At 58.3% G+C, this 13,358-nt stretch carries 13 protein-coding genes; 7 read left to right on the top strand and 6 right to left on the bottom strand.

Going from position 1 to position 13,358, the window contains the following annotated elements; all coding sequences use genetic code 11:
- The first annotated feature begins 12 nt into the window (after nt 1-12).
- A complete protein-coding gene (locus A6U86_RS12380) occupies nt 13-1,260 on the top strand; it encodes an ABC transporter substrate-binding protein (protein ID WP_068391289.1) in 1,248 nt (415 codons plus the stop codon).
- 88 nt (nt 1,261-1,348) lie between these two features.
- Here the strand turns inward: A6U86_RS12380 and A6U86_RS12375 are convergent, their stop codons facing one another.
- On the bottom strand, nt 1,349-2,347 hold the full coding sequence (locus A6U86_RS12375; protein ID WP_068391286.1) for an AraC family transcriptional regulator: 999 nt from the start codon (nt 2,345-2,347) through the stop codon (nt 1,349-1,351).
- Between the two features lie 61 nt (nt 2,348-2,408).
- Entirely contained in the window at nt 2,409-3,440 is a 1,032-nt protein-coding gene (locus A6U86_RS12370) for an AraC family transcriptional regulator (protein WP_068391283.1), read from the bottom strand.
- A gap of 229 nt (nt 3,441-3,669) precedes the next feature.
- Here A6U86_RS12370 and A6U86_RS12365 point away from each other — a divergent pair, with 229 nt between their 5' ends.
- The 3 genes from A6U86_RS12365 to A6U86_RS12360 all read left to right on the top strand — a co-directional run bounded on the left by A6U86_RS12365 (nt 3,670) and on the right by A6U86_RS12360 (nt 6,418).
- Nucleotides 3,670-4,821 carry an ROK family transcriptional regulator gene (locus A6U86_RS12365; RefSeq protein WP_068391281.1) on the top strand — a complete coding sequence of 384 codons (1,152 nt, stop codon included), beginning with the start codon at nt 3,670-3,672 and terminating at the stop codon, nt 4,819-4,821.
- Between the two features lie 193 nt (nt 4,822-5,014).
- Nucleotides 5,015-5,149 carry a hypothetical protein gene (locus A6U86_RS36010; RefSeq protein ID WP_267552291.1) on the top strand — a complete coding sequence of 45 codons (135 nt, stop codon included), beginning with the start codon at nt 5,015-5,017 and terminating at the stop codon, nt 5,147-5,149.
- Nucleotides 5,150-5,383: 234 nt separating this feature from the next.
- Nucleotides 5,384-6,418: a sterol desaturase family protein gene (locus A6U86_RS12360; RefSeq protein ID WP_068391278.1), complete on the top strand. Its 1,035-nt coding sequence runs from the start codon at nt 5,384-5,386 to the stop codon at nt 6,416-6,418.
- Nucleotides 6,419-6,464: 46 nt separating this feature from the next.
- Here the strand turns inward: A6U86_RS12360 and A6U86_RS12355 are convergent, their stop codons facing one another.
- Nucleotides 6,465-7,502, bottom strand: coding sequence for a LacI family DNA-binding transcriptional regulator (locus A6U86_RS12355; protein WP_068391275.1), 1,038 nt, complete (start codon nt 7,500-7,502; stop codon nt 6,465-6,467).
- 137 nt (nt 7,503-7,639) lie between these two features.
- Here A6U86_RS12355 and A6U86_RS12350 point away from each other — a divergent pair, with 137 nt between their 5' ends.
- Both A6U86_RS12350 and A6U86_RS12345 read left to right on the top strand, forming a co-directional pair.
- Nucleotides 7,640-7,957 carry a MocE family 2Fe-2S type ferredoxin gene (locus tag A6U86_RS12350; RefSeq protein ID WP_068391272.1) on the top strand — a complete coding sequence of 106 codons (318 nt, stop codon included), beginning with the start codon at nt 7,640-7,642 and terminating at the stop codon, nt 7,955-7,957.
- Nucleotides 7,954-9,192 carry an NAD(P)/FAD-dependent oxidoreductase gene (locus tag A6U86_RS12345; protein ID WP_068391269.1) on the top strand — a complete coding sequence of 413 codons (1,239 nt, stop codon included), beginning with the start codon at nt 7,954-7,956 and terminating at the stop codon, nt 9,190-9,192. The genes A6U86_RS12350 and A6U86_RS12345 overlap by 4 nt, the downstream gene beginning before the upstream one ends.
- Nucleotides 9,193-9,349: 157 nt before the next feature.
- On the opposite strand, the gene A6U86_RS12340 is transcribed toward A6U86_RS12345, so the two are convergent.
- Genes A6U86_RS12340 through A6U86_RS12330 form a run of 3 tightly spaced genes read right to left on the bottom strand, consistent with a single transcriptional unit; the run spans nt 9,350 to nt 11,835 of the window.
- Entirely contained in the window at nt 9,350-9,787 is a 438-nt protein-coding gene (locus A6U86_RS12340; RefSeq protein WP_068391268.1) for an SRPBCC family protein, read from the bottom strand.
- A gap of 9 nt (nt 9,788-9,796) precedes the next feature.
- Nucleotides 9,797-10,630 (bottom strand): phosphoenolpyruvate hydrolase family protein, encoded by an 834-nt coding sequence (locus A6U86_RS12335; RefSeq protein WP_068391267.1) that lies wholly within the window; start codon nt 10,628-10,630, stop codon nt 9,797-9,799.
- Nucleotides 10,627-11,835, bottom strand: a complete 1,209-nt coding sequence (locus A6U86_RS12330) for a Tm-1-like ATP-binding domain-containing protein (protein ID WP_198929058.1) — start codon at nt 11,833-11,835, stop codon at nt 10,627-10,629. The genes A6U86_RS12335 and A6U86_RS12330 overlap by 4 nt, the downstream gene beginning before the upstream one ends.
- Before the next feature lie 105 nt (nt 11,836-11,940).
- Here A6U86_RS12330 and A6U86_RS12325 point away from each other — a divergent pair, with 105 nt between their 5' ends.
- Nucleotides 11,941-13,341, top strand: coding sequence for a PLP-dependent aminotransferase family protein (locus A6U86_RS12325; RefSeq protein WP_068391264.1), 1,401 nt, complete (start codon nt 11,941-11,943; stop codon nt 13,339-13,341).
- Nucleotides 13,342-13,358 lie beyond the last annotated feature (17 nt).

Genomic DNA, 13,358 nt, shown 5'->3' with positions numbered 1-13,358 from the left:
GGAGATCCCCAAATGAAAAAGATGATGCAGATCGCATTGGCCGCGGCTCTGGCCGCGATGAGCCCTTCGGAGCAAGCAGTTGCCGGAGACAAAATGGCGGTGGACGTCGTTCACTTCTGGGTTTCGAAAAGCGAGGCAGCGGCACTCGATGTATTTCGCAAGGCCTGGATCGCCGGCGGCAATCAATGGGCGGATGTGCCCGCGGAGAACAAGGTCGCCGTCCAGCGCATCGTCAGCGATCGCATCGCAAACGGCTATGCGCCAAGTGTGATGCAATGGAATGCCAACGAGGGGTCGCGGGAATTGCCGGAGATGGGAATCGTGCAGGACATCAACGATGTCGCAACGGCCGATCATTGGCGGGACTTCATCCCGGCCACGGTTTTCGACCGCATCTCCTATCAGGGAAAAGTCTATTTCGCGCCGACGAACATTCATGCCGAAAACTGGCTTTGGACGAGCAAGACAATATTCAACCAGGCCGGGGCCAGGACGCCGACAACATGGGATGAGATTTTCGATGCCGCCGAAAAGATCAAGGCATCCGGGCATCTACCGATTGCGCTAGGAGGGACGCGCTGGGAGATATCATTGATCTTCAACGATATCATCTATCACGAATTTGGCCCGGATGATTATACGCGCCTCATGAGCGGCGATGCCAGTCTGGTGCAGGATCCGCGAATGATCGCCTCCTTGAAGATGCTCTCGAGGCTATCGCAATATGTCGAACCACTCGAGACAAGAAAGAACAAGACCTGGGCCGATGCAACAGCCGCGGTCGGCAAGGGCGACGCCGGCATGCAGTTCATGGGTGATTGGGCCAAGGGCGAGTTTGTTGCAAGAGGTTATGAGGTCGACAGGGATTTCAATTGCAGCCTGGCTCCCGGAACCGCCATAGCCTACTTCATGGTCATCGACGCCTTCGCCTTTCCGCTCACCAATCGCGAGGGAGCAGCCGATGCGCAGCGTGCCTTTGCGCGCATGGTCCTTGATCGGGACAACCAGGTCGCCTTTAGCCGCTTCAAGGGCTCGCTTCCTGTTCGCACGGATGTTGATCCGGCGGGATTGGATCGTTGCGGCAAAATGGGTCTTGAGATGATCAAGGCGAAGAACCGGGAGGTCAGCGCTCAATCTCAGGCGATGCCATCGCAAATGTCGGAAGGCTGGATCGGCGTCGTCGGCGACTTCTTCAACAATGGAACCATCACGCCTCAGGAGGCACAAAAGCGCCTGTATGAGGTCCTGACCCAACGCTGAGGCAGGCGATCCGATATCGCTCACCTGCCGTTGGAATTCGATAGGTACGAACGCGTGACCGGCAATCACTTGTCCTGGGCCGTAGCGGTCAAGGTCTGCTGGCGCGCTTTTTCGTTTCCGAAGGATTTTCTCCGTACGTCGCCCTGTAGACGGCAGAAAATCGCCCGAAATGGAAAAACCCCCATTTCAGGCAGATTTCGCTCACAGCCCGGCTATTTTCGGGATCAAGGAGGTCTTGTCGCGCCTCTCGCAGGCGAAGCTTCATGAGGTAGGCAAGCGGTGTCGTGTCCTTGAAGGCGCGAAAGCCGAGCTGAAGCGCCCGAATGGATACTCCAGCCGCTGCCGCTACCTCGGTCATGCCGATCGGCTGGCTGATATTGGCCTGCATGAATTCGATCGCCCGACGGACGTGCCGCGGAGCAATCAGGCTCGGTTTCTGGTCCAGCAAGTGCGATAGCCGGTGAGGAACCAGACGTATGACGAGCTCGGCGAGTGCCTGCGTAAGATGAGACATAGCGATCGGAGACCGCAACAACGGACCGTTGTCCCGCATGCCGTTCATCATCGTTGCCGCCAGGTTGCCGATAGTCTGACCGACCGATGTTGTCAGGCTCAATTCAGGCAGCAGCTGCAGGGAGCCGCTGAGGGATTTTTCAAAAGTCTGATCGATGGTCTGCAGAATGACCGACCAGCTAACCAGCAATTCATCTATCAGATTTGACTGACCATACATGGTGACGCTGTCTGGCTCGAAATTATTATAGAGCAGCAGCTTCCCCTCTCCCGCCTCCGCCATGCGTGCGCCATAGGCCACTCCCATGCCACCGATTCGCGGAATGACAATGGACAGATACTCCGCGGTGTCGCGCGTTGGCTCGATCTTGAACTGGAATTCATCCTGATGATAACCGCTGAGCAAGACCGCGTTGTCATTCAGGGCAATGTCGATCCCCCAGCGAAAGTCCGATGCCTGCCCGATCGGTTCGGCACTAAAGGCGCCGAAGGCCCCGCCGAGCGTTTCAATCATGTTGTCGAACGAAGAGCCACGATATCGAAACGAGTTTGGAAGAGCATTATCGTCTGGCATGAGATCCTGGCGGCATGTTTCTGCAGCGACGGCTGAATTATGATAGTCGGGTTCGCGGTTCCTACAGCGAGGCCGCTGCTCGTGAGCGCGTATCGCTCGGGCTTTCTCCGAAAGCATTGCGATAGACGACAGCAAACCTGCCCGGATGAAAGAAGCCCCATCTCGTGCAAATCTCGCGCACGGACTGCAGATTTAAGGGGTCCCGAAGCTGGTCGTGGGCGGCCTTCAACCTTATCGCCCGCAGATACGCGCCTGGCGACGTCCCCTTGAAGTCCCTGAAGCCCATTTGCAGGGCGCGCAGCGAAACTCCGACATCGTCCGCCACCATCGATATGGTGAAGGGCTCGGTAATTCTGGCATACATGTAGTCGATGGCGCGCCGGACATGCCAGGGCGCGACCGTAGACACTTTCTTTCTTTCCAAATGCCCGGACAGACGATGGGGAGCACACCGGAGCACAAGGTCAGCGAGCGTCTCGCTCATCGCCGCGACTGCGAGAGGTGAAGACATGAGCGGGCCGTTGTTGCGCATGCCCTGCACGATCGTCATGACCAGGTTGCCGATCAATTGGCCCGAAGGCGTTGCAAGGTCCACGACGGGCTCAAGATCAAGCGTCTCGAAAACAGGAGCCTCCAACAGCGACACGAGCATCCGCCTTATGATCTTCCAGTCCAGCAACAGAGCATCCGAGCGATGCGGACCGCCTTGGAGACAGCGATTGCCTATCTCATGGTTGTTGCCCATCAGAAGATGGCCTGCCCGACCTTCAACGGCTCTTTTACCAACAGTGAACTGAAGTGATCCGGTGCGAGGAATGTAGAACGCAAGGTGCTGCGGGGTTTCATCAAGCGTGCGAACTTCCCAGGGGCTTTGATAGGTGGAATGAACCGCGGTAAAAGCGCCGCTTCTGCGCAGTTCCACCGCCCAGCCGAAGCCCCGTTCTCTCCCCAACGGCTTGGCGCCAAACGCACCATAACTGGTGGAAAAAGCTTGAACCATGGATTCGAAATCAGTGCCCTCATGGGTCGGCATAAAGCCGCCAACCGTGTGCTCGGGAGCATGTGCAGAGTTCTCGAATCTCAATAGGATCATGCAGTTCTGTTCTTTCCCTTTTATCTATTCCGCCTCGTCGGAAGTTGTCGCTATGGCGGTAGCGCCTTCCATTCCCGTCATTCGCGAAAGGCCTTTGCCACGTCTGGATTGGCCAATCTTGTTCATGTATGCAGGATCAGTAATAGGGAATTGAGCCGCTCACTTCGGTCGACTCGAAGCACCGATCAGCGCAATTCACACTTACAGTGTAAATCAAAAAGATCCGTAAATGAAGTATGATCCGTTAGAGCATGTTGCGGCCCATTTCCTGCGAGAGTCGCAACCTAAACGGGTTGCATCCCGCAATGAACGCGACCTGTTGCGTTTGATCTGGAAGTCTCCCGGGATCGAGCGTTCCGACCTGACCGAGCCGCTCGACCTTACGCAACAGTCCCTGCATAGGATCGTCGCGCAGCTTCGTGATCGAGGAATGATAACATTCACCTCGTCGGAAACGCGTCGACCCGGCCCACCCAGCCCAGGGCTCAGCCTTTGCAAAGACTGGTGCCTGACACTCGGCATCTCGATAAATGTGGGATCGATCGGCCTCTGCCTCATGGGGTTCGGGGAACCGTTGGCGAAGATGGAAATTCCGCAGGAAGGATCCTCCCTCGCCGTTGAGATGGAGCGGATCGAAACGGCGGTTGAGGATCTTCTTAGCCTCCGGGGTGCGAAACGGCAGGACATACTGGGCATCGGCCTTGCCGTCAGCGGCCACCGCATGCTGGAAACCGCTTTCAATTGCCCACTACCACTCGCCCACTGGTCATTGATCGACCTGGCACCGCTTCTGGGAAAGCAACTGGGCTTACCCGTCTGGGCAGACAATGTCGCCCGCACGGCGGCCTTGGCCGAAGCAATTTTCGGTGTAGGCCGCGAGAGCCCCGATTTCGCCTATATTGCCCATCTCCATGGTTACGGCGGCGGCCTCGTTTCCGGTGGAATGCCATTTCGCGGCAGTTTCGGGAACGCGGGTGAATTTTCCGTGCTCTTCGACCGACAGGACTACGAGAATCGCCCCGCACTTGGCAATTTGCTTGAGCACCTGCGCTCCAGAGGCCATTCGAACCTGACGTTGAAGGATCTCAAAAATGAAGGCGCGTTGAACCCGGATGCTGTCGTCGAGTGGATCGACCGCGTCACGCCAGCGCATAATCGCGCCATCAATGCAATCTGCGCGGTATTTGACCCGGCCTTGATCGTCCTTGGCGGCGAACTTCCGCACTCGCTCGCGGGGATGCTCATCGAGCGAACCGAGATTAACAATCTGCCGCGACATGGCGCATTGCGCGACGTCCCCAGGCTCGCTGCGGCAGAGGTTATCGACGCTCCGGGTGCAATTGGTGCCGCATTAATCCCTCTGTTCGAGACCGTATTGTGACGTCGCCACCGCCGCTGGGAAGTTAGATCCTTGCCGATGGCGATATCTGGTGGCCGAGCTAATCCGGTGAGGTTCAGCGAAGTGCCTATCCAGGCCATCTTCGCGGCTGTCGATAGCACCGAAATCGCCTGTTCACGGATCGCGTAAGTCGATCAACCGTTGCGCCGTGAACTTGTCCGTCACCAGCATGTCTATGACGCCGATACGAAGCGCTCCCGCGATCGCCGCGGAGCGTCATGGCCTGCTCCTGGTGACGATCGAAGACCTCCAGGCCTATCTCTCGCACAAGCGCCGCGACACTTTCACCCTGGAAAGTTCCGTCGCGTAACCAATGACAGGATATTCGGCTCAAAAGCCGGATGTCCCGTAGCGTCCGTTGGAGAAAGCATACAAGGCGAGCGAGGCAATCCAGCGAAGGATTGTACCGCTCGCCTATGCTCACGGAATGGGAAGCCCTGCCCGACGCCATCGCATGATCAATTCTCATCAAATCTCTGCTGTCGCGCCGCCTTGGCATGAAACACAGTGATGGCATGATTTTTGCCAACTGGGAGGCAGCACGATGGACGACACGCTCTATGGCAGGCGGGACAAGCGCGGAGACTGGAAGCCCAACAAGCTTCTTAAATATCCACCGGTTTTCGTTTGGCCGGCACAGCCTATCGGCTTCCTAAAATGGTTCTTCGGATACCCCGGTTATCTCATGCCCTGGAACGCGGTTTATGCCATCATCGGCACGCTCCTATGGGTCTATGCGACGCCATCGATGGAGACCATGAAGACCTTCGAGCCGGGTTGGATTGCCTATCTTCTCGTCCGCAACGCTGCCCTGGTCTTTCTGTTCTTCGGCGCGTTTCATCTGCGTCTCTATATGCAGAAGAAGCAGGGAACGACCTTTAAATATAACGGCAAATGGCCGTCCAAAGACAATTCGGCATTCCTGTTCAGCAATCAGACAATCGACAATGTGATCTGGACTTTCGCGAGCGCCATCCCGCTTTGGACGACTTGTGAAGTGCTGACTCTATGGGCCTTTGCAAACGGCATCATTCCCTATGTCGATTTTGCCGAACACCCGATCTATTGCGGCTTGATCATGCTGCTGATCCCGACATTTCGCGATCTGCACTTCTATCTGGTCCACCGTCTGATTCACTGGCCGCCGCTCTACCACGCCGTTCACAAGCTGCATCATAACAATGTCAATCCCGGGCCATGGTCAGGATTGGCGATGCATCCGGTCGAACATCTGCTCTATTTCTCAGGCGTGCTGATCCACTGGATCATACCTTCCAATCCAGTTCACGCCCTTTTTCACCTCACGCATGCTGCGCTGGCGCCGGCCCCGGGACATGCGGGTTTCGACAAGATCATTGTCGGAAGCGAAACCGCCATCGACACGCATGCCTATGACCACTACCTGCATCACAAATTCTTCGAGTGCAATTATGCCGATGGCGTCATTCCGCTCGACAAATGGTTCGGCACTTTCCATGACGGCTCCAGGGAGGCGGAAGATCGCATGAACAAGCGCTTCATGGAGAGGGCAAGGCGCCGCCTTGAAAAACAGGCGAACCGTTCTGCGGCATCGGATTGATGCCATAGGCGGCGACCGGAATTGCCAGGCGCGCCGGCATTTCCATTCAGACTGGCGCGGTGGACTGCCCGATGTTTTCTGATGTGAACGTCAGGAAGGGTACCGGATCCTGGCTGACCGGCACATCAATGATCCCGATCCTAGAGAGAACGGTATCCAGCGCGCGCCTCGCCTGGGTTTCCGGCGCCTGATCCAGAACCAGCGTCATCAGGCCGGATGCGATGAAGCGGCGGGTTTCGTCGTTGAGTTCATGCGCGATCCAGACGACTTCCTTCTTCTCCTGTTCCCGATAACGCTGAAGCACGGAGCCGACCCCCAGATTGGCGCCTCCCGCATTATAGACGCCGACGACATCCGCCCTGCGGCGCAGCGCCTGTGTCAGCATCTCGGCGGATCTCAAATCGTCATCGTGGCCGAACACGACCTCGGAAAACTGCAGCGCGGGATTCCGCTGGGTCGTGATGTAATCGGAGAAGCCGCGGACGCGCTCCTTATGGATCCGATATGCCCAGCTGTGGCAAACGGCGACGACGCTCCCGGCGGCCTGTGGGAGCATTCGTGACATATAGAAGCCCGCAGTTCGACCGGCGGCATAATTGTCGATCCCCACGAATACGTCGTCCCTGGCACCGGTGTAGGAAACGATCTGCACGACCTCGACGCCGGTGGCGCGGGCGTGTCGCAAGCTCTCCGTGATTTTCGGATGGTCAACGGCGACAACAATCAGTCCGTGCCGCCGGATTGCGCTATTGGCGATATACGCTGCGAATTTTTCAGGATCACTTTCCTCGACGAAGGTTCGATGGAGGCTGATCGAGCTGTCGAGCGATGCGGCAATCCGCTCAAACGCACGGTTAAGCCTGCTGAAGAAGGGCGTTTCAGGCCTTACCAGGATCACCTCGATGCGGATCGTCCCGCGATAGAGGTTCGGGATGACCCCCTTGTATCCCAACTGCTTTGCCGCCAGTACCACCTTCTCGATTGTTTGCCGCCTGACCCCGCCTCGTTCGTTCAGAACACGCTCGACAGTTGCAATGCCCACGCCTGCGGCGGCCGCAATATCGACCAAACGGGTTTTCTTCATTCCGCCCCTCCTTGAGGAAAAATGATCATAATCGGCGTGGAATGTGAAGCGGCAATTCGCCCATGGTCGGACCTGTACAGACGTTTGGGAAAACCGAGCACAGCTTGTGCCGGAAGACGATGGTGAGGAGGCAGGAAATGACGACATGGATAGATGCATGTGGAGCCGCGGAGATAGATCAGGAAGACGTTATCCGGTTCGATCATGCCGGACGAACCTTTGCGATCTACAGAAGTCCGGACGACGAATTCTTTGCGACAGACGGATTGTGCACCCATGAAAGGATCCATCTGGCCGACGGACTTGTCATGGACGATATCATCGAATGTCCGAAGCATAACGGCCGCTTCAGCTACAAGACCGGCGAAGCTCGGGGCGCACCAGTTTGCATCAATCTGAAAACCTATCCGGTGAAGCTGGAAGGCGATCGCGTCATGATCGGAATCGGAGCATGAGCGACGGTGCCGGGGTTGTCATCGTCGGGGCGGGAGAATGCGGCGCGCGTGCGGCGCTGAGCCTGCGGGAAAGCGGCTATCCTCATCCCGTCACCCTCATCGGCGACGAAGTGCACCTCCCCTATGAGCGGCCGCCTCTTTCGAAGCAGCTTTTGCTTGCCGAGGCAACGTCCTCGCCGCCACCAGTCCTCACGGACATCATGCTAGCTGAACGGGGTATTCGACATATCGGCGAAGCATTGGTCGAGGCAATCGATCCCGCCGGCAGGCAGGTGATCCTGTCAGATGGCCGGGCGCTGCCCTATGAAAAGCTGCTGCTAACGACAGGAGCGACACCACGGCGCCTGCCGAATGCGCCGGCGAGCCGCCGCATTCGCTATCTGAGGACCATGGACGATGCGCTGGAGCTTCGCCCCTGGATCAGGGCCGGCACGCATATTGCCGTCCTCGGCGGTGGTTTCATCGGCCTGGAGGTCGCCGCCTCGGCGCGCAGCCGTGGGGCCGAAGTGACGGTGATCGAGTCCCAGGAACGCATTCTCAAGCGTGGCGTGCCCGAGGCTATCGCTGAAATGGTCGAGACATTGCATCGGCGCAACGGCGTCGTTGTGAGATGCGGCGTGACGGTTCTTCGGATCGAGGCCGATGACCGGCGCGTCGAAATCTCCCTCTCGGATAGCGCCGGGATTTCGGCGGATGTGCTGGTCGTCGGGATCGGCGCACAGCCGCGCACCGAGCTTGCCCTCCAGGCCGGCCTTGCCGTGGATAATGGGATCGCCGTCAACGATCGTCTCGAGACATCGGCCGCGAATATCTATGCTGCCGGCGACTGCTGCTCGTTTCCGCATCCGCTCTATGGCGAACGTCGGCTTCGGCTGGAAGCTTGGCGTAACGCACAGGATCAAGGCATCCTCGCTGCGGCGAATTTGGCAGGTGGGGCAAGCCGCTATGCGGCCGTTCCCTATTTCTGGTCGGATCAATTCGATCATACCCTGCAGATTGCCGGGCTCGTCGACGAAGGGCGGACGGTTGTTCGACGAGACCTGGGCGACGGTGCCTTCATCCTGTTTCATCTTGACGGCGAACAGAGGCTGGTTGCTGTAAGCGGGATAGGCCAAGGCAACCGGATCGCTAAGGACATGAAACTGAGCGAGATGCTGATTGCAAAGCGGATAACGCCGTCAATCCATGCCTTGACCACAGCGCCGAGCCTGAAGAGCTTGCTGCCGAGAGCTTAGATTTCGTGGATAAAAATTGCCTGAGGCATCGGAGCTTGATCCGAAATCGCCGCAGGAAAATGGACCTGGTGCACCATGCCATGATGCGCGGAGCGTCCCTGCGACGCTCCGCCTCTTAGTCTTATAACACCAACCCTCTTGGCGCTTCCCGGCACATCTAGCGTTTCAACTTCTCCTGCAGCGCAGCCCAGCCTGCCGCGAAAACATGCGTGGAAACAATTTCGGCATATTTTCCGGTATGTTCCGGTTCCTCATCGAATGTCGCGAACCATTCGGCAAAGGTTCGGTGGCCTTCCGTAATCGGAAGCAGCCTTATGCCGGCTATATAGTTTTTGACCGGAAAGGCAGGCTTCACAAAGCTGTAGGACAGCGAATGATCGAGGTCGCTGAGAGCGATCAGCTGCTCGCGCACATGGGCACCGTCCGTGAGGTGAAATGAGCGGATACAGCCGACGTCGCCGCTGCTTTGGCCGCCTTCGATTTCGCTTCTTGCAATGGCCGGATGCCAATCCGGCAGACCGTTGAAGTCGCGCACAACCCTCCATACGGTTTCAATCGGCGCATCGATCATCGCGCTTGCATATGCCTTGGCCACATTCCCCTCCTAATGTTGAATGACGAGATTCTTGAAAGCCTGTGTCTGTGCAACGAGGGCTTTTTCCACCGGCAGACGTTCCATGCTGGATGCACCATAGAACCCATGGCAAGCCGGGCACCGCTCCAGAATGTAGCGGGCATCCTCCGGCTCGGCGATCGGGCCGCCATGGCACAGTACGATGATATCGGGATTGACACTGCGGGCTGCCGCGGCGATTGCATTGACTTCCTCCACGCATGCTTCCAGCGTGAGCGCGGTATCGGCGCCGATCGCTCCACCCGTCGTCAATCCCATGTGCGCGACAATGATGTCAGCTCCAGCCTCGGTCATCGCTCGAGCGTCGTCGGGTGAGAACACGTAGGGCGTGGTGAGCAGGTCCTTGCTGCGTGCCAGTCGTACGACCTCCACTTCGAGTGCATAGCCCATGCCGGTCTCTTCGAGATTGGCTCTAAACCTGCCATCGATCAAACCGACGGTCGGGAAATTCTGAATGCCGGCAAACCCCAACCCCTTCAGCTGATCGAGGAAATGATCGAAATTGCAGAAGGGATCCGTGCCGTTCACTCCGGCGAGGACCGGCGTGTGTTTGACCACGGGCAGGACTTCACGCGCCATGTCCAGCACAATCTCGTTGGCATTGCCATAGGCAAGAAGACCGGCGAGCGAGCCTCGACCGGCCATGCGGTAACGGCCGGAATTGTATATGACGATCAGATCGATGCCGCCGGCCTCCTCGCACTTGGCCGAAAGGCCGGTGCCTGCGCCGCCGCCGATGATCGGAATCTTGGCGTTGATCTGCTGGCGAAACTTGTCCAGCAACTGGCTTCTGTTGAATTTCATGCGAACGGCCTCTGACTGATTTCATGGAAATGTCGGACGATTTCGGAGCAGAACTCCGGTGAATTGATTGCGTGCGGCACCCGGAGAACCTGGCGCTCATCACTCTGCTGCACAGTGCTTTCGATGGCATCGAATAGCGCCGCATCGGCCTGCGGATCATGGAACGCTTGCCCGGGAGCATCCAGAAGAGAGACGCCTCCCTGCGGCAGCAGGAAGCGCACCGGCCCAATGCTGCGGTTCAGGCGCTCACCGATCCACTTGCCCATGGTGACGTTTTCCTCCGCCGTGGTGCGCATCAGCGTGATTTGCGGATTGTGCACATAGAGATTGCGGTGACGGTATTTTTCGGGAACTGTGTCGATCCCGGCGAAATTGACCATATCGAGCGCGCCGCAGGAGCCGACATAAGGTAGCTTTGACTGGGCCAGAAAGCCAAACCGCTCCTCGGTCGCCGGCAGAATCCCTCCGAACAGCAGATCGCAGACTTCGGTCGTGGTAATGTCCAGAACCCCGGCGAGATAACCGGACGAGGCAAGTTTTTCCATCGATTGACCGCCGATGCCGGTCGCATGGAACACCAGGCATTCGAACCGGTCGCGCAATTGCTCGACGACCTGGGTGATGCATGGCGTCGTAACGCCGAACATGGTCAGCCCCAGCGACGGCCTGCCGTCCTGCTCGGCCTCTTTCCGATTGCGGACCATGCCTGCAATCGAATTGGCGGCATTCGCCAGAACCGTTCGCGAAATACGGTTGAGCCCGGCAATATCGGTGATCGAATTCACCATGGATATGTCGTTCGGGCCAACATAGGCGCTGATATTGCCGGCAGCCACCGTCGAGACCATGACGCGCGGCGTGCCGACCGGCAAAACGCGCATGGCCTGCGTGACCATCGCGGTTCCCCCCGAACCGCCAAGGCCGATAACGCCGCCAACATCGTTGCGGGACTGGATGAAGCGTTCAAACGCCAGCCCCATCGCCGAGACTGCGGAACCCCGATCACCAGTGAAGACGGCTTCGACGCCGCCCGGATGGAAACCGGCAACCGATCTCGCATCGATATCGACATTGGCCGAGGGCGTCGCCGTCGAGAGATCGACCAGCACAGCAGGCATCCCCTGCTCCTTGATCAGCTCGGCGACATAGCGCAGCTCATCGCCCTTGGTATCGCAAGAGCCAGCCACATAAATGGTCTTCGGCATGGTCATCGTTTCCTCCTCCAGTCTTTTCTATCCCGTTCTCCGCGGACCAAGTTGCTCCACTTTGAGAGATCTGACAAAGTCCACTTGTCGAAAAGTGGATCAGGAATGAACAAGATTTCATCGGCAAGGATCAGCCGGCTCATTGGCAATTGGCGGGCGTCCGAAGGCAAAATCAGCCAGCAACTGAGCCTGGCAATCGCCAAATTGATTGCCGCGAGGGAGCTGCCCGTCGGCGGCGTGCTGCCATCGGAGCGTGCCCTCGCGACGGCGCTCGCCGTCAGCCGGGGAACCGTGGTTGTCGCCTATGCCTCTCTTCGGGATGCTGGGATACTGGATAGCCGCCATGGCAGCGGTCACCGCATCATCGCATCTGCAACCACCTCCGGTACCGTGCATACGCGTCTTGCCGGCGAGGTCCTGGCACGACCACAGGATATTGACATGACCAGCGGCGCCCTGCCGCCGTCGCCCGTTCTGACAAGAATGCTTGCGGCATTGCGCGGCGCCGACCTTGAGGGCGTGGCCACCGGCCTTGGCTATGATGCCGCCGGCCTGCCGACGCTTCGCTGGGCTGTCGCCCGCTATTATACCGACCTCGGCCTGCCGACCCATCCGGACAATATCCTGATCACCAGCGGTGCGCAGCAAGCGGTCTGGCTTCTCGCCAATGCACTGGTCGATGCGTCGGATGCGGTCGTGGTCGAAGATCCCGTCTATCGCGGCTCGCTGGAGGCGTTCCACAGACGCAATGCGAGGATCATTCCCGTCGTGGTCACGCAACATGGCCTCAACATGGAGCAGCTCGAAAAGGCCTTGAGAAACCGGCCAAAGCTGCTCTATCTGTTTCCCGAGGCGCATAATCCGACGGGACGGTCGCTGGATGAGGCAAGCCGTCGTCATCTGGTGCGACTGCTGGAACGCTACCCCACCTTTCTCGTGGAAGACGGTGCGCAAACTGAGCTTTCGACCCTGGCCGAAACGACACCACGCCCACTCGCAGGCCAGATGAACCCTGAGATGGTTGCAACGATCGGAACTCTTTCCAAACTATTCTGGGGCGGGCTCCGCATCGGCTGGATTCGCTCCGCCCCTTCGGTCATCAAACGTCTTGCAAGCTTCAAGGCGGTCGACGACCTCGGCTGTTCCATGTTCGACCAGCATATTGCCGTCGGCTTGCTTGAAAATATTGCGGAAGCGCGGATCTACCGTCACCAGGAAGTAGCCGGCCATTTGAAGATCGCCGAGGATCTTATCGCGGAACACGCCCAGGGCCGATGGCATTGGGCACGTCCAGCGGCGGGCACTGCCATGTGGATCCATATGCCCGGTGTGGATACCGTTGCACTGTGCCAGGAAGCACAGCGCCACCGCTTGTTTTTGTCGCCCGGCTCGGGATATTCCGCCCACGAAAACTTTGGTGACTTCATCCGCCTGCCCTTTGTCCGCCCGCCCGCAACCATGCAATTTGCCATCGACACGATCTGCAATCTGACAGCGGACGCATAAGCAGCCATCGGCGTTCA

This window comes from Rhizobium sp. AC27/96 (genome assembly GCF_001692325.1).
Taxonomy (GTDB): Bacteria; Pseudomonadota; Alphaproteobacteria; order Rhizobiales; family Rhizobiaceae; genus Rhizobium.
This window is presented reverse-complemented; position numbering and strand designations above follow the sequence as displayed.